The 23,173-nt window shown below is 66.3% G+C and carries 22 protein-coding genes; 12 read left to right on the forward strand and 10 right to left on the reverse strand.

Translation table 11 applies throughout. From position 1 onward, the window contains the following. Positions 1–5: 5 nt before the first annotated feature. The 4 genes from polA to M0208_RS09530 all read right to left on the reverse strand — a co-directional run bounded on the left by polA (position 6) and on the right by M0208_RS09530 (position 6,229). Entirely contained in the window at positions 6–2,771 is a 2,766-nt protein-coding gene (gene polA / locus M0208_RS09515) for a DNA polymerase I (protein WP_258891468.1), read from the reverse strand. Between the two features lie 175 nt (positions 2,772–2,946). Beyond that, positions 2,947–4,098, reverse strand: a complete 1,152-nt coding sequence (locus M0208_RS09520) for a serine hydrolase (RefSeq protein WP_258891469.1) — start codon at positions 4,096–4,098, stop codon at positions 2,947–2,949. Between the two features lie 245 nt (positions 4,099–4,343). Then, positions 4,344–5,936, reverse strand: coding sequence for an L-aspartate oxidase (gene nadB, locus M0208_RS09525; protein ID WP_258891470.1), 1,593 nt, complete (start codon positions 5,934–5,936; stop codon positions 4,344–4,346). Positions 5,937–6,088: 152 nt separating this feature from the next. Then, positions 6,089–6,229 (reverse strand): hypothetical protein, encoded by a 141-nt coding sequence (locus M0208_RS09530; protein ID WP_258891471.1) that lies wholly within the window; start codon positions 6,227–6,229, stop codon positions 6,089–6,091. Here M0208_RS09530 and M0208_RS09535 point away from each other — a divergent pair. After that, positions 6,228–7,904 (forward strand): DUF885 domain-containing protein, encoded by a 1,677-nt coding sequence (locus M0208_RS09535; protein WP_258891472.1) that lies wholly within the window; start codon positions 6,228–6,230, stop codon positions 7,902–7,904. The two genes, M0208_RS09530 and M0208_RS09535, sit on opposite strands and share 2 nt — an antisense overlap. Before the next feature lie 15 nt (positions 7,905–7,919). On the opposite strand, the gene M0208_RS09540 is transcribed toward M0208_RS09535, so the two are convergent. Continuing rightward, a complete protein-coding gene (locus tag M0208_RS09540; RefSeq protein WP_258891473.1) occupies positions 7,920–9,917 on the reverse strand; it encodes an acyltransferase family protein in 1,998 nt (665 codons plus the stop codon). A 98-nt stretch (positions 9,918–10,015) separates the two neighbouring features. Beyond that, a complete protein-coding gene (locus M0208_RS09545; RefSeq protein WP_258891474.1) occupies positions 10,016–10,948 on the reverse strand; it encodes an ABC transporter ATP-binding protein in 933 nt (310 codons plus the stop codon). A gap of 194 nt (positions 10,949–11,142) precedes the next feature. On the opposite strand from M0208_RS09545, the gene M0208_RS09550 reads away from it, so the two are divergent. Both M0208_RS09550 and tldD read left to right on the forward strand, forming a co-directional pair. After that, positions 11,143–11,373, forward strand: coding sequence for a zinc-finger domain-containing protein (locus M0208_RS09550; RefSeq protein WP_258891475.1), 231 nt, complete (start codon positions 11,143–11,145; stop codon positions 11,371–11,373). 18 nt (positions 11,374–11,391) lie between these two features. After that, on the forward strand, positions 11,392–12,816 hold the full coding sequence (gene tldD / locus M0208_RS09555; RefSeq protein ID WP_258891476.1) for a metalloprotease TldD: 1,425 nt from the start codon (positions 11,392–11,394) through the stop codon (positions 12,814–12,816). On the opposite strand, the gene M0208_RS09560 is transcribed toward tldD, so the two are convergent. Both M0208_RS09560 and M0208_RS09565 read right to left on the reverse strand, forming a co-directional pair. After that, positions 12,813–13,109 (reverse strand): CcdB family protein, encoded by a 297-nt coding sequence (locus M0208_RS09560; protein ID WP_258891477.1) that lies wholly within the window; start codon positions 13,107–13,109, stop codon positions 12,813–12,815. The genes tldD and M0208_RS09560 overlap by 4 nt on opposite strands. After that, on the reverse strand, positions 13,110–13,355 hold the full coding sequence (locus M0208_RS09565) for a type II toxin-antitoxin system CcdA family antitoxin (RefSeq protein ID WP_258891478.1): 246 nt from the start codon (positions 13,353–13,355) through the stop codon (positions 13,110–13,112). Positions 13,356–13,403: 48 nt separating this feature from the next. Between M0208_RS09565 and M0208_RS09570 the strand changes: the two genes are divergently transcribed. The 4 genes from M0208_RS09570 (at position 13,404) to M0208_RS09585 (ending at position 16,085) form a co-directional block, all read left to right on the forward strand. Next, a complete protein-coding gene (locus M0208_RS09570) occupies positions 13,404–13,952 on the forward strand; it encodes a pyridoxamine 5'-phosphate oxidase family protein (protein WP_258891479.1) in 549 nt (182 codons plus the stop codon). After that, positions 13,949–14,149: a DUF2007 domain-containing protein gene (locus M0208_RS09575; RefSeq protein WP_258891480.1), complete on the forward strand. Its 201-nt coding sequence runs from the start codon at positions 13,949–13,951 to the stop codon at positions 14,147–14,149. Before M0208_RS09570 ends, M0208_RS09575 begins: the two co-directional genes overlap by 4 nt. 134 nt (positions 14,150–14,283) lie before the next feature. Further along, complete coding sequence (locus M0208_RS09580; RefSeq protein ID WP_258891481.1) at positions 14,284–14,622, forward strand: P-II family nitrogen regulator; 339 nt, start codon at positions 14,284–14,286, stop codon at positions 14,620–14,622. Positions 14,623–14,633: 11 nt separating this feature from the next. After that, positions 14,634–16,085, forward strand: a complete 1,452-nt coding sequence (locus tag M0208_RS09585) for an ammonium transporter (protein ID WP_258891482.1) — start codon at positions 14,634–14,636, stop codon at positions 16,083–16,085. A gap of 104 nt (positions 16,086–16,189) precedes the next feature. On the opposite strand, the gene M0208_RS09590 is transcribed toward M0208_RS09585, so the two are convergent. Beyond that, a complete protein-coding gene (locus M0208_RS09590) occupies positions 16,190–17,749 on the reverse strand; it encodes an MFS transporter (protein ID WP_258891483.1) in 1,560 nt (519 codons plus the stop codon). A gap of 252 nt (positions 17,750–18,001) precedes the next feature. Between M0208_RS09590 and M0208_RS09595 the strand changes: the two genes are divergently transcribed. Next, positions 18,002–19,174, forward strand: a complete 1,173-nt coding sequence (locus M0208_RS09595; RefSeq protein ID WP_258891484.1) for a carboxymuconolactone decarboxylase family protein — start codon at positions 18,002–18,004, stop codon at positions 19,172–19,174. Positions 19,175–19,333: 159 nt separating this feature from the next. Here the strand turns inward: M0208_RS09595 and M0208_RS18490 are convergent, their stop codons facing one another. Continuing rightward, the gene (locus tag M0208_RS18490) at positions 19,334–20,194 is read right to left on the reverse strand and encodes a cold-shock protein (protein ID WP_309546997.1); all 861 of its coding nucleotides are present in this window, start codon (positions 20,192–20,194) and stop codon (positions 19,334–19,336) included. 213 nt (positions 20,195–20,407) lie between these two features. On the opposite strand from M0208_RS18490, the gene M0208_RS09610 reads away from it, so the two are divergent. From M0208_RS09610 to M0208_RS09625, 4 genes are read left to right on the forward strand one after another with little or no spacing between them, the layout of a single operon-like run. Continuing rightward, complete coding sequence (locus tag M0208_RS09610) at positions 20,408–21,187, forward strand: TerC family protein (protein WP_258891485.1); 780 nt, start codon at positions 20,408–20,410, stop codon at positions 21,185–21,187. A 31-nt stretch (positions 21,188–21,218) separates the two neighbouring features. Then, a complete protein-coding gene (locus M0208_RS09615; RefSeq protein ID WP_258891486.1) occupies positions 21,219–21,839 on the forward strand; it encodes a ribonuclease D in 621 nt (206 codons plus the stop codon). A gap of 41 nt (positions 21,840–21,880) precedes the next feature. Beyond that, the gene (gene lptC, locus M0208_RS09620) at positions 21,881–22,519 is read left to right on the forward strand and encodes an LPS export ABC transporter periplasmic protein LptC (protein ID WP_258891487.1); all 639 of its coding nucleotides are present in this window, start codon (positions 21,881–21,883) and stop codon (positions 22,517–22,519) included. 9 nt (positions 22,520–22,528) lie between these two features. Further along, the gene (locus M0208_RS09625) at positions 22,529–23,083 is read left to right on the forward strand and encodes an LptA/OstA family protein (RefSeq protein WP_258891488.1); all 555 of its coding nucleotides are present in this window, start codon (positions 22,529–22,531) and stop codon (positions 23,081–23,083) included. The last annotated feature ends 90 nt before the right edge of the window (positions 23,084–23,173 follow it).

A 23,173-nucleotide genomic window follows, 5' to 3' on the forward strand; every position in this document is an offset into this window, starting at 1 on the left:
CCGGATCAATGCGCCGCCCCCCAGCTGGGGCCGGAGCCGATTTCTATGCCGAGCGGCACGTCCAGCTGTACCGCGGGTTCGGCGGCGGTGGCCATGACGCGTTCGATGACGGGGCTGGCCGCCGCCACGTCGCCTTCAGGCAATTCAAAGACCAGTTCGTCGTGGACCTGCAGCAGCATCCGGACGTGACCCAGCCCGGCGTCCGCCAGCGCCGGCCCCATGCGGACCATCGCGCGTTTGATGATGTCCGCGCTGGTGCCCTGGATCGGGGCGTTGATCGCGGCGCGTTCGGCGCCCTGGCGTTCGTGCTGCACCTTCGATTTGATCCGCGGGAAGTGGGTCTTTCGCCCGAACAGCGTGGTCGTGTAGCCGATGTCGCGGACGCTCTGCGTCGTGGTGGCGATGTAATTCCTGATGCCGGGGAAACGTTCGAAATAGCGGTCGATCATCGCCTGCGCTTCGTCCGCGGTCACGTCGAGCCGTCCCGCCAGGCCCCATCGGCTGATGCCGTAGAGGATCGCGAAGTTGATCGTCTTCGCGCGGCCGCGGGTGTCGCGATTGACCTCGCCGAACAATTCCTGCGCGGTCAGCGAATGGATGTCGTCGCCGTTCGCGAATGCGGCCTTCAGCGCAGGCACGTCGGCCATGTGCGCGGCGAGGCGGAGTTCGATCTGCGAGTAATCCGCGGCGAGAATCACATTGCCCGGTTCGGCGACGAACGCGTCCCTGATCTGGCGTCCGATTTCGGTGCGGATCGGGATATTCTGCAGATTCGGGTCGGTCGACGACAGCCGCCCGGTCTGCGCGCCGGTCAGGCTGTAGCTGGTGTGGACGCGGCCGGTTTCGGGGTGAATCTGTTCCTGCAGCGTGTCGGTGTAAGTGTTCTTCAGCTTGGCCAGTTGCCGCCAGTCCAGCACACGCGCGGCGATGACCTTGCCCGGTGAATCCTTGTCCGCGGCGATGCGTTCGAGTTCATTGACGTCGGTCGAATAGACCCCCGATTTGCCCTTTCGCCCGCCCTTGATGCCCATCCGTTCGAACAAAACGTCGCCCAATTGCTTGGGGCTGCCGATCGTGAACGGGCCGCCCGCCAAACCGTGGATTTCGGTTTCCAGACCGGCCATCTGCCCGGCGAACTCAGCCGACAGCTTCGACAGCACGTCGCGATCGACCTTGATCCCGTGGCGCTCCATCTGCGCGATGACGGGGACGAGCGGGCGGTCGACCATCTCGTACACGCGGGTCGACCCCTCGGCCGGGAGCCGCGGCTTGAAGCGCCGCCACAGCCGCAGCGTCACATCGGCGTCCTCGGCCGCGTAGCGCGTCGCGGTCTTCAGATCGACTTCGTGGAAGCCGAGCTGCTTCTTCCCCGTGCCGACCACGTCCTTGTACGCGATGCAACTGTGCGACAGATGCGTCGCGGCGAGTTCGTCCATGCCGTGGCCGTGCAGCCCCGCGTCGAGATCAAAGCTCATCACGATCGTGTCGTCATACGGCGCGACATCGACGCCGAGCCTGCTCAGTACGATCATGTCGTACTTCAGATTGTGCCCGATCTTCAGCACGCCCGGGTCTTCGAACAGCGGCTTCAGCTTCGCGAGCACGATGTCGCGTGGCAGCTGTTCAGGCTTTTCGGCGAACATGTCGGTCCCGCCATGCGCGACCGGCACGTAGCAGGCGAGGTTCGGGTGCAGCGCCATCGACACGCCGACCAGATCGGCGAGCATCGGATCCTTTGCGGTCGTCTCGGTATCGATCGCGACCCAGCCCTGATGCCGTGCGATCTGCACCCAGCGATCCAGCGCATCCTCGGTCACGACCGTTTCATAGCCGTCGTGATTGCAGGGTTCGTCGTCCGGGATCGCGATCGTCGCGGCGGGCGCAGGCTGCGGCGCGTCGGCGACCCCCGCCCCGGTGCCGAGCTTGTTCAGCAGCGATTTGAAGCCGTGATGTTCGAGGAACGCGCGCAAGGGCGCATCGGGAATGCCCTTCAGCACGAGATCGTCAAGCGGTTCGGGCAGGCCGCGGTCGCAGGCCAGCGTCACCAGCACCTTCGACAGCCGCGCATTGTCGGCCTGTTCGATCAGATTGTCGCGCAGCTTGCCGGGCTTCATCGACGGCGCCGCGGCCAGCACGCCCTCCAGATCGCCATGTTCGATGATGAGTTTCGACGCGGTCTTCGGGCCGACGCCGGTGACGCCGGGGACGTTGTCGACGCTGTCGCCCATCAGCGCGAGCACGTCGCCGAGGCGATCCGGCCCAACGCCGAACTTCTCGACGACATAGTCCGCGCCGAGACGGCGGTTGTTCATCGTGTCGTACATGTCGAGGCCCGGCTCGATCAACTGCATCAGATCCTTGTCGGACGACACGATCGTCACCGACCAGCCCTGTTCCAATGCGGCCTTCGAATAGCAGGCGATGATGTCGTCCGCCTCCAGCCCCTCCTCCTCGATGCACGGCAGGCTGAACGCGCGCGTCGCGTCGCGGATCATCGGGAATTGCGGGATCAGGTCCTCGGGGGGCGGCGGGCGGTGCGCCTTGTATTGGTCGTACAAATCGTTGCGGAAGGTCTTCGACGATTTGTCGAGGATCACCGCCATGTGGGTCGGGCCGTCAGCCGCGTTCACCTCGTCAACCAGGCGCCACAGCATCGTCGTATAGCCATAAACCGCGCCGACCGGCTCGCCGTGGACGTTGGTGAGCGGCGGGAGGCGGTGATAGGCGCGGAAGATGTAGCCCGAACCGTCGACGAGGTAGAGATGCGGCATGGGTGTGGGGATAGCCCAGTCACCGCCGGTACGAAAGCGCCCCCTTTGATCCTCCCCTGCAAGGGGAGGTGGCTCGCGCAGCGAGACGGAGGGGTGTCGACCTCCCCGTAGCATGACACCCCTCCGTCAGGCCTTCGGCCTGCCACCTCCCCTTGCAGGGGAGGATTGTCGAGGTTCAGCTCCCCGGTTCGCCGTCCTCGCTGGCCGCGACGGTTTGCGCGGGGCGGTAGCCGGTCAGGGCCGAGGCGGCGGACTGGATCAGTTGCTGGCGTTCGCGCATCGGGCGAACGGTGTCGCCGATCATCACCGCGATGGCGTAGCGCCGCCCGTCGGGCGCGGTGACCAGGCCGACGTCGTTGAACCCGGCGTTGCGGCGGCCGAGTTCCTGGCCGGTGCCGGTCTTGTGCGCGACCTCCCACCCGGGCGCGATCCCGGCGCGCAGGCGGGCGCGGCCGGTGCGGGAGGCGGCCATCGTATCGAGGAGCAGCCGGGTCGAGGTTTCGGACAGCAATTCGCCGCGCGAGAGGCGGGCGAGCGCGTCGGCGATAGCGAGCGGCGCGGCGCCGTCGACCGGGTCGGCGACATAGCGTTCGAACGCGCGTTGCCGGACCGCTGGGTCCAGCTTCGAGCGTTCGATCGCAAAGGTGTTCCCGACGCTCATCGATTGGCGCCACGTCAGCCCCGCAGTGCCGCTTTGCAGCAGGCGTTCGCCGGGGCCGAAGCGGATGTCGCCCAATTGCTTGCGATCGATGAAGTCGTTCACCGCACGCGGCCCGCCGACCAGCCGCAGCAGGCGATCGTTCGCGGTATTGTCGCTCTGCGTCAGCGCGCGGTTCATCAGATTGCCGACGGTGGTGTTGAACACGCCGCCCTTCACCAGATAGGCGACCGGCTGATGGAACAGGGTGAGGTCCGACGGGGTGATCGTGATCGGATCGTCGAGGCGTATCCGACCGGCGTCGCGCTGATCGAGCAGGGTCAGCGCGACCCACAATTTGCTGACGCTCTGCTGCGGCATGAGCTGACGCCCGCCAGCTTCCACGGTCCAGCCTTCGTCGACCGCGCGGATCGCTACGCCCGCCTTGCCTCCAAAGCTGCGGACCAGGGCGTCGACCTGCTCCTGCAACATCCGCGGCGCGGCGGCGGCGACGCGCGGGAGGGGTGCGGGAACGGGGATGTTGATGACGTAAGACGGTGCGCCGGAGGGCGGCGGCGGTGCTGGCTGCACATATTGCCCGGCCGGCGCGCTGGCGCTGGGGATCGCCTGAATTCCGCACGCGGCGAGAAGCGCAGCGACGCCCGCAAAACTCAACAAGCGCGCTTTCATGCTGTTTTCATGCCCCACCCTGACGTGGAGACTGGTGTGGACTCGGATTCCTTCATGCGAAACCAACATTTACCGCAGGTGCGATGAACCGCGCCTGACATGCGGTAGGTGAATCGTTTGACGCCCTCTCGGGCGTAAGTCGGTGCCAGCCCGCTCCCCCTCCCGGCCACCCATCAAGATACCGTGTGGGTGGTCGGGAGGGGGAGCGGGCTGGCACTGACTATCGGCGTGAGCCGATCAGACATTCACGGCACAAGCACCGTATCGACCGGGACCGCGTCGGTTTCGGGATAATCGAGCGTGTAGTGCAGCCCACGGCTTTCGTGGCGGTGAAGTGCGCTGCGCACGATCAGCTCGGCGGTCTGGAGCAGGTTGCGCAGCTCGATCAGGTCGGGGGTGACGCGGAAATGGCCGTAATATTCCTCCACCTCGCGGGTCAGCAGCTGGATGCGGTGCTGCGCGCGTTCCAGCCGCTTGGTGGTGCGGACGATACCGACGTAATTCCACATGAAGCGGCGGATTTCGGTCCAGGTCTGCTTGATGACGACCTCTTCGTCGGAATCGGTCACGCGGCTTTCGTCCCAGGCGCGGATTGCGGGGACTGGCGGCAGATCGTCCCAGCGCGCCGCAATATGGTTCGCCGCGGCTTCCCCGAACACGAAGCATTCGAGCAGCGAGTTGGACGCCAGCCGGTTCGCGCCGTGCAGGCCCGATTGCGTACATTCGCCCGCCGCATACAGGCCGGGCAGATCGGTGCGCCCGTCGCGATCCACCACGATCCCGCCGCAGGTGTAATGCTGGGCGGGAACGACCGGGATCGGCTGCGTGGTCATGTCGATGCCGAGCCCGAGCAATTTCTCGTGGATGTTCGGGAAATGGTGGCGGACGAAGTCGGCGGGCTGGTGGCTGATGTCGAGATGGACGTAGTCGAGGCCGTAACGCTTGATCTCGGCGTCGATCGCACGCGCCACCACGTCGCGCGGGGCTAGTTCGGCGCGGGGATCGAGGTCAGGCATGAAGCGGTGGCCGGTGTTGGGGTTCTTGAGCTGCCCGCCCTCCCCACGTACGGCTTCGGTGATCAGGAAATTCTTGACCTCCAGATTGTAGAGGCAAGTCGGATGGAATTGCATGAACTCCATGTTCGAGACGCGCGCGCCCGCACGCCAGGCCATCGCGATCCCGTCCCCGGTCGCGCCGCGCGGCGCGGTGGAGAACAGATACGTCCGCCCTGCCCCGCCGGTCGCCAGGATCGTCGCGCGCGCAGTGTACAGCGCGACGCGGCCGCTATGCTTGTCGACCGCGTAGACACCCCAGACGTTGCCCGCGCCCGAATAGCGTTCCTCATGGCGTGAGGTGGCCAGATCGATCGCGACCTGGTCGGGGACGAGCGTGATGTTGGGATGCGCTTCGGCAGCCTTCTGCAGCGCCTCCTGCACCGCCCAGCCGGTCGCGTCGTCGACGTGGACGATGCGGCGATGGCTGTGCCCGCCTTCGCGCGTCAGATGGAGCGCATTCCCCTCCTGCGCGAAGGGGACGCCGAGCTTCACCAGCCGTTCGATCGCGGCGGGCGCGCCCTCCACGACGAATTCGACAATATCGCGGTCATTCAGCCCTGCGCCGGCGACCATCGTATCCTCGACGTGATTGTCGAACGTGTCGCCCGGCTCCAGCACCGCGGCGATCCCGCCCTGCGCCCAAGCGGTCGATCCCTCGTTCAGCGCCCCCTTGGCCAGCACCGTCACCTGGAACCGCTCGGCCAGGTTCAGCGCGGCGGTCAGCCCGGCGGCACCCGATCCGACGATCAGGACGTCGGCGTCATGGCCGTTGCCGCTCACCATTTCGAGCCGCGAATGTTGTCAATGTTGAGACGCTGGCGCGTTTTCTCAACTTTGCCACAGGGCCACGCCGGGGCGGTTTTCGCGACAGCGAACGTGTGAAAGACTGACATCGCGGGCGACCTTGGCACAGATGCCGCCTTGTAGGACAGCCTTCAGGCGCGCGGTGGCGGATCGAAGTCCAGATCGGCACGGAAGATGGGTGCGGAGCGGGTGGATCCGTCGCGCTTGCCCACGCCGTACAATGCGGTAGCTTTCACCAAAGCGCAGGTGGCGCGCAAACGGGGAATCGTCATGGGTCGGAAGCTGTCGGTCGTTCTTGCGTTTGCGCTGGCGACGTTTCCTGCGGTTGCGGCAACGGCGCAGCCGGTTGCGGCGCAGGCCACCGACGCCCGGCTGGTCGCGCTGTTCCGCGAATGGCGTGCGTTCGTCCGGCCAGCGATCCGCCGCGGCGTGCCCGATTATTCGACGGCGGCGATGGCGCGGCAGGCGGCGGCGCTGCCCGCGTGGCGCGCGCGGCTGAACGCGGTGCGGCCGACGGACGCGAACATCCAGGCGCTGAATGACTGGCGGATGGTCGAGGCGGAGATGAACGGCCTTGATTTCTTCCAGCGCGTGCTGATGCCGTGGGCGCGGGATCCGAGTTTTTACGCGAACGTGTTCGCCGACCAGAGCGACGTGCCCGCGCATGAAGGGCCATCGGCCGAACCGACGATCGACCTGTTCAAATACAAATGGCCGCTATCGCGTACGGACGATGCGCGGTTGACCGAAGAAATCGGCGCGGTGCCGGCGATGTTGGCGGCGGCGAAAACGAACTTGGCCGGCAGCCAGGCGCACGATCTGTGGGCGTACGGCAACCGCGCCTTCGCCGAACAGGGCGCGACGCTGGATGCTTTGGGCAAGGGCACGCTTCGGATGCGGACGCTGGAGGGGCGCATCCCCGCGACGATGACCGGGGTCAGCCCGAAGCTGCACCGCGCGATCATGGCGGCGAAGGCGGCGACGGACGACTTTGCGGCGTGGGTCGCGGCGGAAGCGCCGCGGCGGACCGGGCCGTCGGGCGTCGGCAAGGCGAACTACGACTGGTACGTCCGCAACGTCGAACGTAATCCCTATGGCTGGGACCAGCAGGTGCTGTTGCTCCAGCGCGAGCTGGACCGGTCGATCGCGGGGCTGCGGCTTGAGGAAGCGCGCAACGCCGCGCTGCCGCCGATCGCGGAGATCGCCGATCCCGCCGCCTATCGCCGGATGGCGGCGGCGAAGACGCGCGCGTTCAACGATTTCCTGGTCGCGAAGGGCTTCGTTGCCGACCGGCCGTATTTCCGCGCCGCGCTGGAGGCGCAGACCAGCGATTATATCGCGCCCGCCGATCGCGATTTCTTCGGACATGGCACCGCGCTCGATCCGCTGCCGTTGCTGTCGCATTCGACGCACTGGATCGAACTGGCGCGGCTGAAACACGAACCGCACGCCAGCCCGATGCGCGCCGCGCCGCTATTCAACATCTACGCCGACCGGTCCGAAGGATTCGCGACCGCGATGGAGGAGGTCGCGATGCAGGCCGGGCTGTACGACGACAACCCGCACGCGCGCGAGGTCGTGTGGATCATGCTGGCCAACCGCGCGGCGCGCGGGCTGGCGTCGCTGCGCGTGCAGGCGAACGAATGGGATCTGGCGACCGCGGGGCGGTTCCATGCCGAATGGACGCCGCGCGGCTGGTCGGACGCGAACAGCAAGCTGGTCGGGTTCGAACAGTTATTGTACCTGCGCCAGCCCGGTTATGGGCCGAGCTACGTGATCGGCAAGCTGCAACTGGACGCGCTGATCGCCCGCGCCTCGCACGATGCAGAACAGGCGAAGCGTCCGTTCGTGCTGCGCGACGTCTGGGCCAGGATCATCGGCGCGGGGATCATGCCGCCCGCCATGATCGAGGAAGAATTGTTCGGACCCGTACCCGCGCCGCGCTGACCGGTCGCGGCGACCCTATCGCCCAAGCCCGGCGATCGCCCTGTTCGCGCCCGCTGCCGAAAGGTGGCTGCGGTCGACGAACAGGATGTCGCGCGGGCCACGGAAACGGCATGATTCCGCGCGGCAGAACAGATCGCGGGTGCGGACGAAGCGCGCGCCGCCCGCCGCCGCGCCGCGCGCGACCGCCCGGTCGCTGCCGTCGCGCCGCTGCGCGACCTGCGCCATCCCGTTCGCGACGCCCGAGCGCGGTTCGATCGCGCTCTGGATCGCGCGGCGCGCGGGGATCGCATCGATCAGCGCGGCGCGCGCCGGATCGAACGGCCAATAGGGCACGTCCTGCATCACCACGACGCGTTTCCCGGCGCGCGTGAGCCGCGCGGTGCTGCCCTCCACGCCCAGCGCCAGCAACTCGCGGTCCGGTCGATCTGCATGCAACGAGGACACGTAACGCTCATCGGGATTGCCGATCGGCCCCGACCATAACCCCGCCAGGATCACCATCCGGATCTCCGGTGTCCGCTCGATCAGCGCCAGTGTGCGCCTTACATACCGCTCGCACGACGCCGCATAGGCCGGGTCGAGACGCTTTTCGATCGTGACGTTCAGCAGCGGGCGGCACGACGACTTCGTCAGTTCGGCGACGCCCCAGCCATGCCGCGCCGCATATTGCCGGACCGCCGGCGTCAGCGCGGCGGCGTGGCTGTCGCCGACCAGCGCGACCGCGCCGCGACCGGGCGACACGTCGAAGCACTGCGGGTCGCGGAGCGGCGTGTCGTCGGTCAGCCGCAGGCAGCGGTCGTCACGGTTCTGCGCCACCACGCTGTCGATCCTGCGCGCGTCCGCCGGAACGCGCGACGGGACGCCGTCCGCCGCGACGACCGCCACGGGCAAGGCGATGATCGCCACCAGCGCCACGGCGTAGCGCGGCAGCACGCGCGCGTTCGGCAGCACGGCGTGACGAAACGGCTGTTCGATGAAGCGCCACGACAGCACCGCCATCGCGAACGTCGCGATCACCGCCGCGCCCATCGCAACCGGCGACGGTGATACGATCGCGCTCGTCCGCATGAACGCCATCACCGGCCAGTGCCACAGATACCAGGAGTAGGAGATCAGCCCGACGCCGACCGCGGCCCGGTTCGACAGCAGCCGCGTGTTGACGCCCGACGTCTCGGTCAGCAGCAGTGCGGCAGCGCCGAAGACGGGCAGCATGGCCGCGACGCCCGGGAATGGCGTCTGATGATCGAACATCGTCAGCGATGCGGCGATCGCGGCCAGACCGATAACGGCCAGCACCGATGCCGCGCGCCCGCGGACGATCAACCTGCCGTTCGCGACCAGCACCGCGATGATCGTCCCCACCCCCAATTCCCATGCGCGCGTCGGCAGCAGGTAGAATGCCGCCGACGGTTGCTGCTTCGTCAGGACGACGCAGGCGGCGAACGACAGCGCCGACAACAGACCGAGACACCACAAATGCGCCGCCAGCCCGCGGTGGCGCAGCGCCAGCAGGACGAACGGAAAGGCGATGTAGAATTGCTCCTCCACCCCCAGCGACCACGTCATCAGCATCGGGTCGAGCTCGGCGGTCGGCGTGAAATAGCTGATGCTTTTCCAGAAGCGGATGTTCGACACCGCGCCCGCCGCCGCCGCCGCGCTCTTCGAAAGGCCCGTATATTCGGCCGGGCTGAGCAGGATAGCGCCCGCCAGCATCGTCGCCACGATCACCGCCAACAGCGCGGGCAGGATGCGGCGCGCGCGGCGGGCGTAGAAGGTCGCGAAGCTGAACGTGTCCGCCGACGCGCCGCGATAGATGATGCCGCCGATCAGGAAGCCCGAGATGACGAAGAAAATGTCGACCCCGACGAAGCCGGACTGAAGGAACGGCACGCCGGCGTGATAGAGCACCACGGACGTGACCGCGATCGCGCGCAGGCCGTCGATGTCGGGGCGGTAGCGTGGCGCGATTTCGTCGGCGGTTGCGGTTGGCCGTTCGCCGACGCGCTCGTTCATCATGTCGTCCCGGACTGTCGGTTTCGGCGCGCGCACCTATCACGCCGACAGCGCTTCTCCAAAGATGCCGGGCCTGTTCCGGGCGCGCGCCGGTCTCGTTACGCCGCGTTCGACGCGCGTGTCAGGCTGAGGAACACATCCTCAAGATCGGCTTCCTTGGTCGACACGTCGACGATGCCGAACCCGTCGGCCTGCACCGCGGCCAGCACCTGCCCGGCGTTGACCTTGTCCTTGGCGTAGGTGATTTCCAGCGTGCGGTCGCCCTTCAGCACGATCTTCTGGAAGCACGCCGCCTGCGGCACCGCGGCGACATCGCGGTCGACGGTCACCGCGACGACCTTTTCCTGCGCCTTGCCGACCAGTTCACGGGTCGGTTCGTTGGCGATGACGCGGCCGTGGTTGATGATCGCGATGCGGTCGCAGAGCTGCTCCGCTTCCTCCAGATAATGCGTCGTCAGCACGACCGTCACGCCCGCGTCGTTCAAGGATCGGACGTAGGTCCACAATTGCTGGCGCAGTTCAATGTCGACCCCGGCGGTCGGCTCGTCCAGCACCAGCACCGGCGGCGAATGGACCATCGCCTTCGCCACCATCAACCGCCGCTTCATCCCCCCTGACAGCGTGCGGGCATAAGCGGTGGCCTTGTCCTCCAGATGCACCGCGCGCAGCAATTCCATCGAGCGCCGCTTGGCCTTTGGCACGCCGTAGAGGCCGGCCTGGAGTTCGAGCGTCTCTACGGGAGTAAAGAACGGATCGAACAGGATTTCCTGATTGACGATCCCGATCGACGCCTTTGCATTGCGTGGGTGTTCGTCGATGTCGAAGCCCCAGATCGACGCGCTGCCACTGGTCTTCGCCACCAGCCCGGCGAGGATGTTGATGAGCGTCGATTTCCCCGCGCCGTTGGGACCGAGCAATCCGAAAATCGAGCCCTGCGGCACGTCGAACGTCACCCCGTCCAGCGCGCGCTTTCCGCCCTGGTACGTCTTGCAGAGGTCGGTGATGGCGATGGCGGGTGGCGTTTCAGTCATGCGCGCCAGATACGCGCGCGAAAGAAAATACACCAACCCCTGTCGCTACAATTCCCGCTCATGGTGAGGAGATGCTGAGCTTGTCGAAGCATCGTCTCGAACCACGGTCCTTCGAGACGGCATTTCGACAAGCTCAATGCCTCCTCAGGATGAGCGGAGTTGTGAGCGGTTACGAAGGTTGCTAACCGCGCCGTATGATCCCGCCGCCCGAAACCACTCGCGTCTCCCACCGCCGCGTCGCCTGTGATGGCGCGCACGACGGGCTGCCCGCATCGCTCGGCCATCCCCGCGTATGGCTGGAGATTGCCGAGATCGGCTACGTCGATTGCGGCTATTGCGACCGGCGCTTCATCCTGATCGGCGGGGCGGCCGACGGGGCGGATCAAAGCGCTCTGCCCGATCATGGGGATGGCGCGGGGCGTTAAGGCGCATATATTGGCGGCATGACAGCCACCGATCCCCGCTCGTTCCTGTACCGCGACACGCTCGACCCGGAGGCCGCGCAGACGCTGACCGCTCAGGCGCTCTCCAAGGCCGACGACGGCGAACTCTACCTCCAGTACCGCAAATCCGAGGCGTTCGGGTTCGACGACGGACGGCTGAAGACCGCCAGCTACGATACGCATTCGGGCTTCGGGCTGCGCGCGGTGTCGGGCGAGATGACCGCGTTCGCGCATGCCAACGAACTGTCCGAAGCGGCGATCAAGCGTGCGGCGGAGACGATGGCGCTGATCGACCCCACCGCATCGCCCAAGGCCGCACCACCGCAGGGCACCAACCGTCACCTCTATACCGACGCCGACCCGCTCGATCTGGTCCCGTTTGCCGACAAGGTGAACCTCTGCCAGGCGATCGACGCCGCGGCGCGGGCGCGCGATCCACGGGTGGCGCAGGTATCCGTGGGCCTGAGCGGCACGTGGAGCGTGGTCGAGATCGTCCGCCCCGACGGCTTCGTCGCGACCGACGTGCGGCCGCTGGTGCGGCTGAACGTGTCGATCGTGGTCGAACGCAACGGGCGGCGCGAGACGGGGACGTTCGGGATCGGCGGGCGCTATCTCTACGATTCGCTGATGGAACCCGCGACGTGGAACCGCGCGATCGACGAGGCGCTGGCGCAGGCGCTGGTGAATCTGGAATCGGTCGATGCGCCGGCGGGCGAGATGACCGTTTTGCTCGGTCCGGGCTGGCCGGGGATCATCCTGCATGAGGCGATCGGACACGGGCTGGAAGGCGATTTCAACCGCAAGGGCACGAGTGCGTTTTCGGGACGGATCGGCGAACAGGTCGCGGCGCGCGGAGTGACCGTGGTCGACGACGGGTCGATTCAGGATCGCCGCGGTTCGCTGTCGATCGACGACGAGGGCACGCCGACCGCAGAGACGATCCTGATCGAGGATGGCTTCCTGAAGGGCTATATGCAGGACCGGCTGAACGCGCGGTTGATGGGCGTCGCGCCGACGGGGAACGGACGGCGCGAAAGCTTCGCCCATGCTCCGATGCCGCGGATGACCAACACTTTCATGAAGGGCGGGAAGGACGATCCCGCCGAGCTGCTCAGCCGCGTGAAAAAGGGCATCTTCACCAAGTCGTTCGGCGGCGGGCAGGTCGACATCGTGTCGGGCAAGTTCGTGTTCAGCTGCACCGAGGCGTATTTGATCGAGAACGGAAAGATCGGCGCCCCGATCAAGGGCGCGACGCTGATCGGCGATGGCCCCAGCGTGCTGACTAAGGTGCTGGGCGTCGGCGACGACTTTGCGCTGGACGAAGGCATCGGCATGTGCGGCAAGGGCGGACAGAGCGTCCCCGCAGGCGTGGGTCAGCCGACGTTGCTGGTCAGCGGGATCACCGTGGGCGGGACAGCCGCCTAATAGCCGCCAATCAGAAGATCGAGCGCAGCGCCGATTTCGTATTCGTGTTCCACAAGCGACGAAACCGCTTCGCGAATTTCGCTCGTTGGAACCGCTCCAGCGAAGTGCGTCATCATTACGTACGTGTCATCCAGGACGATGAATCTGGGGTTCAGCTTCCGATCGCCGCCATCGACCTCATGGGCAGCTTGTAGCGGAACGATGAAACGGCTGTTGAGGCCACTGAACGTATCGGCCTGGCAATCGAGCCAATAGTGCCCGTTCGGATCGGGATAGACGTCAAACTTCGCCATTCAAAACATACGGTATTTGGCAAGCGGCAGACCGTTCTTCTCTACCCATGCGTTGTTCGCCGCGATCCAGTCACGATTCTCCTCCGCCCATTGCGCGTTTCGGGCCGTGCGTGCGGCTGTCCGAAGCGCGTCCTCGCTGACACTCGACAGGTTGATCCCCGCCTCTCGCGCCGCGGCCACGACCCCGGTATCGATCAACAGGTTTAGGGATTTACGCTTGCCGGACGTGATCGGATCATGCTTCATGCGTGCAAGCTATGCGCATCATCGATGCGCGTCAACACGGAGCCCGACATGGCCGAGTTCTTCCCCGCACTCACCGCCGACCACCGCGAATTCGTTGTGCGGCAGCCGGTGTTTTTCGTTGCGACGGCGGCGGAGGGCGTGCGGATCAACCTCAGTCCCAAGGGGATGGATTGTTTCCGCGTGCTGGACGACCGGACGGTCGCATATCTCGATGTCGCGGGATCTGGGAACGAAACCAATGCGCATCTGCTGGCCGACGGGCGCATCACGATCATGTTCTGCGCGTTCGACAATCCGGCGCTGATCTTCCGCATCTATGGTCATGGGCGGCCGGTGTTGCCGCAGGATGCGGAATGGGGTGAGATTGCCGCGCACTTCACGCTGCTGCCCGGCACAAGACAGATCTTCGTCGTGGCGATCGATCAGGTGCAGACGTCGTGCGGATGGGGCGTGCCGTACATGGCGTTCGACCGCGAGCGCGACACGCTGAGCAAATATCATGTGAAGCACGGCGACGCGACGCGCTTCGCCAAATATGCGGTGCGCACCACGAGCATCGACGGACTGCCCGTGCGCAATCCGACCGTTCCCGCGTGAGCCTGGTCGAGCTGGGCCGCTACGACCGCAACCTTGCCAACATCCTGGTCGGGCGGCTGGAGAGCGAAGGCATATCCGCGATCGCATTCGACGGCGCGGCGAGCATCGCCGACGGCAGCTGGCTGCTGATCCCGGTGCGCGTTATGGTCGACGAAGATGACTTGAGCGCCGCACAAGCGATCGAACGATCTGCCTGATTTTCGGGCAGCGGTTGTCGCGCTGCACAAAAACTAACGCCCCTTAACCTTCGTTACGCCTTCGTTACCGCGTGCGAACGATTGGCACGCGTGTTGCGAGGTGCCCCGCCGGGACAATCGAAAAGGGGGCGCGGGTGAAGCTGGTCATTGCGATCATCAAACCGTTCAAGCTGGACGAGGTGAGGGAAGCCCTCACCGCGGTCGGCGTGGCGGGGATGACGGTCACCGAGGTCAAGGGATTCGGGCGGCAGAAGGGCCAGACCGAAATCTACCGCGGGGCCGAATACAGCACCAACATGGTGCCCAAGATCAAGATCGAGGTCGTCTGCGCCGCGGACCTGGCCGACCGCGTGGTGGAGGCGATCCAGGCATCGGCCAACACCGGCGCGATCGGCGACGGCAAGATCTTCGTTCTCGACGTCGGACAGGCGGTGCGCATCCGCACCGGCGAAACCGACGACACGGCGCTTTGAAGGGGGGAATGATGAAGCTTTCAAGTAAGTTTGCAGGCATCGGCGGGATCGGGATCGGCCTGTTGGCCGCGATTCCGGCTTGGGCGCAGGAGGCGGCGAGCAACGCCGCCGATGCCGCTGCGCCAGCCGCGGCCGCCTTCACGCCGACCGCTGAAATGGTGAACAAGGGCGACGTCGCCTGGATGCTGATCGCATCCGCGCTGGTGCTGATGATGTCGGTGCCCGCGCTCGCGCTGTTCTACGGCGGGCTGGTCCGTACCAAGAATATGCTGTCGGTGCTGATGCAGGTGCTGACGATCGTCTGCGTCGCGGCGCTGGTGTGGTTCGGCTGGGGCTATTCGATGGCCTTCACCTCGACGGGATCGCCCTTTCCCAAGCTGTTCGGCGGTCTGGACAAAGCGTTCCTGGCGGGCGTCAGCCCCAGCACCTTCGCCGCCACCTTCTCCAACGGGGTGTATCTGCCGGAATACGTTTTCGTGATCTTCCAGATGACCTTCGCGTGCATCACCCCGGCGCTGATCGTCGGGGCATTTGCGGAACGGGTGAAGTTCACGCCGCTGATCCTGTTCGTGGTCGCCTGGCTGACATTGGCCTATTTCCCGATCGCGCACATGGTCTGGTATTGGGCGGGTCCGGACTTCTTGGCCGCAGCGCCCGACGACAGCGGGCTGCTGTGGGGGTGGGGCGCGCTCGATTTCGCAGGTGGTACGGTCGTGCATATCAACGCCGGTGTCGCCGGGCTGGTCGGCTGCCTCGTGATCGGCCCGCGGCTCAACTACAAGAGCGAACCGATGCCGCCGCATTCGCTAGTCATGACCATGATCGGCGCGTCGCTGCTGTGGATCGGCTGGTTCGGGTTCAACGCCGGGTCGGGCCTGGAGGCAAATGCCTTCGGCGCGCTCGCCTTCATCAACACCTTCACCGCCACGGCGGCGGCCGGCGTCACCTGGGCGGTGATCGAACAGGTCATCCACAAGAAGCCGTCGTTGCTGGGCGCCGCATCGGGCGTGGTCGCTGGCCTCGTCGCGATCACCCCGGCGGCCGGTTTCGCCCATCCGGGCACGGCGATCCTGCTGGGAGCCGTCGCGTCGGGCGTCTGCTTCGTGTTCGTCACCACCGTGAAGAATGCGTTGAAGTATGACGACACGCTCGACGTGTTCGGCATCCACTGCGTCGGCGGGATCATCGGCGCGATCGGGACGGGCATCGTCGCGGACCCTGCGCTCGGCGGCCAGGGCTGGATCGATTACACCGCTCCGGTCGCAAAGGCGGGCGAGTACGATTTGGCGGGCCAGGTGATGACCCAGATCTGGGCGGTGGGCACGACGGTGGTCTGGACCGGGGTGGTCAGCGCCGCCCTATTCCTGCTGCTGAAATACACCGTGGGCCTGCGTCCGACCGCCGAGGTCGAGAGCGAAGGCTTGGACATCAACGAACACGGCGAACGCGCCTACAATTATTGACCAGATCGGGGGCGGGCCGACCACGGCGATTTGGCCCGCCTCCCGAACCACGTTCCTCCTGCGGACGATCCTCAAGCCCGGTGCGGAAACGCACCGGGCCTTTTTTACGCCTCGGCCTCAAGGTCGCGCAGGTCGCGGCCGCGCGTCTCCACCCCGAACCAGCCGACCAGCACCAAGCCGAGCGCAGTCGGCAGCATGACGACCGCGGCGACGACCCCGATCGTCGGAATCAGCCCCGCAATCGTCAGCGCCTGCGCCAGCAGCCCGCCCGCCTTGGTGCAGGCGGCGACCCATCCGGTCGCGCGGCCGCGGATCTTCAGCGGAAAGCTTTCGGCGGCATAAGGCAGGACGATCGCGATGATGCCGTTCGATCCGATGATCAGCAACGCGACCGGAAGCACAGGACTGCCGCCGCCCGTCTCCAGCGACAGCACCGACAACAGCCCCGCCAGCGTCACGCCGATCATCGCGACCAGCGACCATTTGCTGCTCCACCGGCTGTAGAGATACGCCGCGACGAAGACCGTTGGGAATGCGATCAGCGCCGATTCGGCCAGCAGGCGGCTCGACAATCCGACCGAATAGCCCTTTGCGACCAGATCGGCGGGCAGCCACAGCAGCAGGCCGAAGTTCACCAGCCCCCAGGCGATCGCGCTGATGCTGAGCGCCGCCAGACGCCCCACGCGGCGCATACGACCGGCAGCCTCGGGTGCGGCGACCGCGCGGGATGGGATAAGCGACGCGTCCTGCACTGCGACCGACCCGAATCTGGCCATCACCGCGCGCGCCTCCTCGACGCGCCCGCGCGCCAGCAGGAACTTGGCGGATTCGGGGATCAGCCGCCCGAGCAGGATCAATGTCAGCCCGGTCGGCAGGTTCGCCAGCCACAGGATGCGCCATCCGAAGATCGGCTGGAGCAGCGCCGACACCGCGCTCGCCGCGAAATAGCCGCCCACCGCGCCCAGCCCGCCGACCAGTACCAGGCTCCATCCGCGGTGGCGGCTGGGCATCATCTCGGCCAGCAGCGCGTAGGTGACCGGCAGCATCCCGCCCGCCGCCAGCCCCATCATGAAACACATGCCGATGTTCCACGCGAGACTGGGCATCGCACCGCAGATCGATGTCCCGACGAACATCACCGCCGACAGCAGGATCGACGCCTTGCGGCCATAAATGTCCGCGATCACACCCCACAGGAACGATCCCGCGACGGTCCCGGTCAGCGCGAAGAACGGCACCAGCGACACGGTCGCGCGCGGCACGCCATACTCGTCGATCATGCCGGGCACGGTGAACCCCAGCGACGCGGGCTTCATCACATCGATGACCAGCGCCACGACCAGCACCAGCATCAGCCGCCAATGCGCGAACGTCAGCGGCGCATCCTCCGGCGCGGCGACGACGATCTCCGCGGCGGCGGTGCGCTGCAGGTGCACGTTCTTCGGTAGCAGGCCGTAACCGGCGACCAGCACCCCCGCCACGATCAGCGCCATGCCGCCGACCATGTCCCACCCCATCGCCATCCCGGCGAGGTGATAGTGCATGGACTTCGCCATCCACAGCATCGGCAGATGCGTCAGCACGCCGAGCGTGACCATCACACAGCCGAGCGCGAACGCCCTGACCGAATGCCGATCGCCTGTTGATAATCCCACGCTCGCCATGCCGCCCCCGTTCGTCGATTGCGGCCGTTAGCAGAGCGAGCGGCGTGAGCGCCACACAAGCGGGCCATCCAGATTTCTTCGCGCGGCGGACGCGGAGGGTTGGAATCCGTCGGAGGTTTCGCGCAGCCTTGGACGACGCCGCGACGTCTCGCCGATCGATACCCTATGCTCCCGAGATACTATTACGTGCGCCGACGCGCGGTATCTAGGATGTCCCTGCGACGCCGAACCCATGAATGAGGAAGAAGATCGATGAAGTTTGCAGCAGCCGCCGCGATGACGCTGGCAACGGCCGCGCCGGCAATAGTCGATGCGCAGCAGCGCCGTTCCGTGGCGCCCCAGACCATGCAAAGAGTCGCGCCGGTTCTCGTCGGCTACACCGACGATGTGTTGTTCGGCGACATTTGGTTGCGTCCGGACCTGAAGCCCCGCGACCGCAGTATCGTAACCCTGTCGGTGCTGATCGCGACGGGCAAGACCGCGCAATTGCCCGGCCATCTCAACCGTGGTCTCGCCAATGGCATAAAGCCGACGGAGGTGGCCGGGATGGTGACGCAGCTCGCTTTCTACAGCGGCTGGCCAAATGCGGTGTCGGCGCTGACCGAAATCGACAAGATCTTTACCGAACGCAAGATCGACGCGACCGGGCTGAAGGCGGTCGCTTCCGCAACCGCTCCAGTGCCGGAATCCGACGCAGCACGTACGGCAACCGTGCAGACGGAGATCGCGCCGGTTGCGCCCAAGTTCGCCGGGCTTACCAACGACGTCATCTTCCGCGACCTGTGGCGTCGTACCGATCTGAGCCCGCGTGACCGCAGCCTGGTGACGATCGCGGCGCTGGCCGCAGGCGGCGACACCGATCAGCTGGCGTTCCTTATCGGTCGCGGGCTGGAGAATGGCCTTACCCGCGCGGAGATCGCCGAGGCCTTCACCCACCTCGCCTTCTACGCTGGATGGCCCAAGGCGACGGCCGCGATCGCGGTGTTGAGCAAGATTCACGCGCAGACGGAAATATCGCTTGCTCCGGGCGCGGGGCTTCAGGTCGTCGCACCCGGCCAATCACCATCGCCTGCCCCGGCCCGAAACTTCACGGGATCGGCGGTTGTCACATCGGCGTTCAGGGGCACCGGCGACGCGCGGCTTGGCGGCGCGACAGTGACGTTCCAACCGGGCGCGCGAACCAATTGGCACGTGCACCCGCTTGGCCAGCTGCTGGTCGTCACGGCGGGTGAAGGTCGCGTTCAGGTAAAAGGTGGTCGTGTGCAGGTGATTCGCGCGGGCGACACCGTGTGGACGGGGCCGGGTATCAAACACTGGCACGGCGCCGCGCCCGGTCAGGCGATGACGCATATCGCGGTGAGCGAAGCGGTGAATGGCGCGAGTGTGACCTGGATGGAGCCGGTATCCGACGCCGCCTACCGATAGGCATCTTTGGCCGGTATCAGCCGCGTGCAGACCACTCGCGATCGTCGCTCGATGCGACATCATGGGAGGACATCACCGCGCGCCTTTCTTCAAACGAAAAAGGCCGCCCGGTCGCCCGGACGGCCCTTTCGTCAGATCGAACGAAAGATCAGCCCGTTGTTACGAGCCCTGTGACAGGTTCACCGCGGCGTATTTGCCGCGGCGGTCGACTTCGAGTTCGAACGACAGCTTGTCGCCTTCGTTCAGGCTCGACATGCCGGCGCGTTCGACGGCCGAGATGTGGACGAACGCATCGGGCTGTCCGTCATCGCGCGAGATGAAGCCGAAGCCCTTCATCGCGTTGAAGAACTTGACCGTGCCGGTCGCTTTCTCGCCGGTCAGCTGACGCTGCGGCGCGCCACCACGATCGCCGCCAGCGCCACGATCGGCGCCGAAGCCGCCCGCACGCGGGGCTGCGTCACGGTCGCGCGGCGGGCCGCGGTCGGTGACCGGCATCGGCTCGCCATCGATCTTCAATTCGGTCGCCGAGATACGGCCACCGCGATCGACGAGGGTGAAGCCGATCGGCTGACCCTCGGCGAGCCCGGTCAGGCCGGCCTGTTCGACCGCCGAGATGTGAACGAACACATCCTCTGCGCCGTCGTCGCGCACGACGAAGCCGAAGCCCTTTTGCGCGTTGAAGAATTTGACCACGCCGGTGCCTTCGCCGACGACCTGCGGAGGCATACCGCCGCCAGCGCCGCCGCGCGGACCGCCGCCAAAGCCGCCGCCGCCACCGCCGCTACGGAAGCCACCGCCACCACCGCCGCCGGAAAAACCGCCGCCGCCGCCCGAGAAGCCGCCACCACCGCCGCGATAGCCGCCGCCACCACCGCCGAAGCCACCGCCGCCGCCGAAGCTGCTACCGCCGCCGAAATCCCCGCCGCCGCCGCCGCCGAATTCATCGCCGCCACCGAAGCTGTCGCGCTTGTCGCGCCCACGCCCGCCACGGTTACCGCGGCCACCTTTATCGAAACCCATAAGCCCTGTTCGTCTTCCCGGTCCGCCCGTATCCGCCGTCAAGAACTCACGCGCAGGACGGCGAACGCGAGCCTTCGGGCGCTGAACCTGATGCGCCACAATTCCCCTCATAGCGCATCGCCGTTCCAACCGCGAACGGATTCGTCGAAAAATATCAGCAACACGAAGCGATACTTGCGCGACTGTCGCACCGCGGGCACAGCCCGTCGCATCATGACGATCCCCGAATTGCTCGCCGACCCCGCCGCCTGGCTCGCGCTCGCCACGCTGATCGTGATGGAGGTGGTGCTCGGCATCGACAATCTGATCTTCATTTCGATCCTGTCGAACAAGCTGCCGCCAGAACAGCAAAGCAAGGCGCGCAAGCTGGGGATCGGGCTTGCGCTCGGCCTGCGGCTGGGGCTGCTGTCGATCATTTCGTGGCTGACGCGGCTGACGACGACGGTCGTCGACCTGGGGCTGACCGGCACGCCGGGCGAACACGGCGAGCCGACGTTCGAGACCGCGTTTTCGTGGCGCGACATCATCCTGATCGTGGGCGGGTTGTTCCTAGTGTGGAAAGCGACGAGCGAGATCCACACTACGATGGACGGCGAAGGCGAGCATGACGAATCGGTCGCGGGCAAAGCGACCACGACGTTCGGTTCGGTGATCGTCCAGATCCTCTTGCTCGACATGGTGTTCTCGATCGATTCGATCCTGACCGCGGTCGGCATGACCGACCATCTGCCGATCATGGTTGTCGCGGTGATCTTCGCGGTCGGCGTGATGCTGTTCGCGGCCGATCCGCTCGGCAATTTCATCAAGCGCAACCCTAGCGTCGTGATGCTCGCGCTGTCGTTCCTGTTGATGATCGGGCTGGTGCTAATCGCCGATGGCTTCGGCGTGCATGTGCCCAAGGGCTATATCTATGCCGCAATGGCGTTTTCGGCGCTGGTCGAAACGCTCAACATTTTCGCGCGCCGCCGCAAGAGCAGAGCCGCAGGCCATTGAGCGTTCAGCCGCGCCCCTATAGGGCGAGGCGATGACCGTTCATTTCCATGAGGAAGACCTGCCCGCAGGCGTCTTCGCCCCCGGCGCATCGATCGCCGTCGACACCGAGACGATGGGGCTGCTCACGCCGCGCGACCGGCTGTGCGTGGTGCAATTGTCCGACGGCGGGCCGGACGAACACCTCGTCCGCTTCGCGCCGACCAGCAACTACGCCGCGCCGAACCTGCGCGAGGTGCTGGCGGACCCGGAACGGCTGAAACTCTATCATTTCGCGCGTTTCGATCTGGCGGCGATCCGGTTCTACCTCGGGGTCGAGGCGGGGCCGGTCTATTGCACCAAGATCGCGTCGCGGCTGGTGCGCACCTATACCGATCGCCACGGGCTGAAGGAACTGGTGCGCGAATTGTGCGGGCAGGAAGTGTCGAAACAGCAGCAATCGTCCGATTGGGGCGGGCCGGAATTGTCCGACGCGCAAAAGGATTATGCCGCTTCCGACGTGCGGTTCCTGCACCGGATGAAGGAAGAACTCGACCGGCGGCTGGCGCGCGAGGGGCGCACCGCGCTGGCGCAGGCGTGCTTCGATTTCCTCCCCGCGCGCGCCGAACTCGATCTGGCGGGCTGGCCCGAGGTAGACATCTTCGCGCATGTCTGAGGGCTGCGCCCCGACGCGGCGCCAGCCGGAGGCGACGGACAATGTCTGAGATCGCACGCCAGGTGCGGACCGAGCGGCAGCGCTGGGCCGCGCCCGGCAGTTCGCACGACCGCGTCATCGCGATTACGTACTGGGCGCTGCCGATGTCGATCGGGGTGCTGGCCGCATTCCTGGTGATGGCCCCGCTGACCACCGGCGGCGACGTGTCGTTCGTGCTCGATAAGAACAAGGTCGAGGTCGCGAAGGAGCGGATGAAGCTGCAACGCGCGCAATATCGCGGGCAGGATGCGAAGGGTCAGCCGTTCACGCTGGATGCGGGATCGGCGGTGCAGAAGAGTTCGGCCGAACCGATCGTTCAAATCCAGAAACTCGCCGCGTCGCTCGGGCTGACCGATGGCCCGGCCACGATCACCGCGCCCGCCGCGCGTTACGACATGACGACCGAGCGCGTGAAAGTGGACGGCGCGATCGCGTTTCGCGGGCCGAACAACTACACGCTCGACACCAACAACGCGGTCGTGGACCTGAAGACCCGGACGATGCAGTCGGGTGGTGCGGTGACCGGCACCGTGAAGCAGGGCAATTTCAGCGCGAACCGGCTGGATGCCAATCTGGAAGAGCGCACCGTCACTTTACGCGGCAACGCCCGCTTGCGCGTGACGCCCGGAAGCACGAGATAGCGCGCCACCATGAAGCGTCTTCCCCCTTTGTCGTTGGCGGCTCCCGCCCTGCTGCTGCTCGCCACCACGGGGCAGGCCCAGACGCGCCACAACACCAACGCGCCGATCGATTTCGGCGCGGACCAGATCGAATTGCAGGACAAGGCCAATCGCGCCGTCCTGTCGGGCAATGTCGCGGTGCGACAGGCGGAGATGACGCTGAACTCCGCGCGAATGACGGTGTCGTATACCGGGCAGGTGATCGGTGGAAATCCGCAGGTCTCGCGGCTAGACGCGGCGGGCGGCGTGGTGGTGAAGCGGCCCGACCAGACCGCCCGCAGCCAATATGCGGTCTATGACCTGAACAAGCGCGTTATCACGATGATCGGCGGCGTGTCGCTGCTGCAGGGGGGCGGCAACACCGTCAACGGCGGGCGGCTGACGATCAACCTCGATTCGGGGCGCGCGGTGATCGATGGGTCGTCGGTCCGCGGCGGGACGACGACGACCGGGCCGGATGGGGCGGTCACGACCGCGCCGTCGGGTCGCGTGACGGGGACGTTCTCGGTGCCGAAGCGGAACTGACGACCGCAGGAGCCGCGAGCGAAGCGAACGACTCCGGTGCGTACTGACGCAGCGGTCGGCACGGCCGGCGGGACGGCGCGAAGCGGCTAC

The sequence above is a fragment of the Sphingomonas sp. SUN019 genome (assembly GCF_024758705.1).
GTDB lineage: Bacteria > Pseudomonadota > Alphaproteobacteria > Sphingomonadales > Sphingomonadaceae > Sphingomonas.

Coding starts and splice junctions, on each gene's coding strand:
- polA (WP_258891468.1), bottom strand. CDS start 2,771: ATGCCGCATCTCTACCTCGTCGACGGTTCGGGCTACATCTTCCGCGCC.
- M0208_RS09520 (WP_258891469.1), bottom strand. CDS start 4,098: ATGAAAGCGCGCTTGTTGAGTTTTGCGGGCGTCGCTGCGCTTCTCGCC.
- nadB (WP_258891470.1), bottom strand. CDS start 5,936: ATGGTGAGCGGCAACGGCCATGACGCCGACGTCCTGATCGTCGGATCG.
- M0208_RS09535 (WP_258891472.1), top strand. CDS start 6,228: ATGGGTCGGAAGCTGTCGGTCGTTCTTGCGTTTGCGCTGGCGACGTTT.
- M0208_RS09530 (WP_258891471.1), bottom strand. CDS start 6,229: ATGACGATTCCCCGTTTGCGCGCCACCTGCGCTTTGGTGAAAGCTACC.
- M0208_RS09540 (WP_258891473.1), bottom strand. CDS start 9,917: ATGAACGAGCGCGTCGGCGAACGGCCAACCGCAACCGCCGACGAAATC.
- M0208_RS09545 (WP_258891474.1), bottom strand. CDS start 10,948: ATGACTGAAACGCCACCCGCCATCGCCATCACCGACCTCTGCAAGACG.
- M0208_RS09550 (WP_258891475.1), top strand. CDS start 11,143: ATGATCCCGCCGCCCGAAACCACTCGCGTCTCCCACCGCCGCGTCGCC.
- tldD (WP_258891476.1), top strand. CDS start 11,392: ATGACAGCCACCGATCCCCGCTCGTTCCTGTACCGCGACACGCTCGAC.
- M0208_RS09560 (WP_258891477.1), bottom strand. CDS start 13,109: ATGGCGAAGTTTGACGTCTATCCCGATCCGAACGGGCACTATTGGCTC.
- M0208_RS09565 (WP_258891478.1), bottom strand. CDS start 13,355: ATGAAGCATGATCCGATCACGTCCGGCAAGCGTAAATCCCTAAACCTG.
- M0208_RS09570 (WP_258891479.1), top strand. CDS start 13,404: ATGGCCGAGTTCTTCCCCGCACTCACCGCCGACCACCGCGAATTCGTT.
- M0208_RS09585 (WP_258891482.1), top strand. CDS start 14,634: ATGAAGCTTTCAAGTAAGTTTGCAGGCATCGGCGGGATCGGGATCGGC.
- M0208_RS09590 (WP_258891483.1), bottom strand. CDS start 17,749: ATGGCGAGCGTGGGATTATCAACAGGCGATCGGCATTCGGTCAGGGCG.
- M0208_RS09595 (WP_258891484.1), top strand. CDS start 18,002: ATGAAGTTTGCAGCAGCCGCCGCGATGACGCTGGCAACGGCCGCGCCG.
- M0208_RS18490 (WP_309546997.1), bottom strand. CDS start 20,194: ATGGGTTTCGATAAAGGTGGCCGCGGTAACCGTGGCGGGCGTGGGCGC.
- M0208_RS09610 (WP_258891485.1), top strand. CDS start 20,408: ATGACGATCCCCGAATTGCTCGCCGACCCCGCCGCCTGGCTCGCGCTC.
- M0208_RS09615 (WP_258891486.1), top strand. CDS start 21,219: ATGACCGTTCATTTCCATGAGGAAGACCTGCCCGCAGGCGTCTTCGCC.
- lptC (WP_258891487.1), top strand. CDS start 21,881: ATGTCTGAGATCGCACGCCAGGTGCGGACCGAGCGGCAGCGCTGGGCC.
- M0208_RS09625 (WP_258891488.1), top strand. CDS start 22,529: ATGAAGCGTCTTCCCCCTTTGTCGTTGGCGGCTCCCGCCCTGCTGCTG.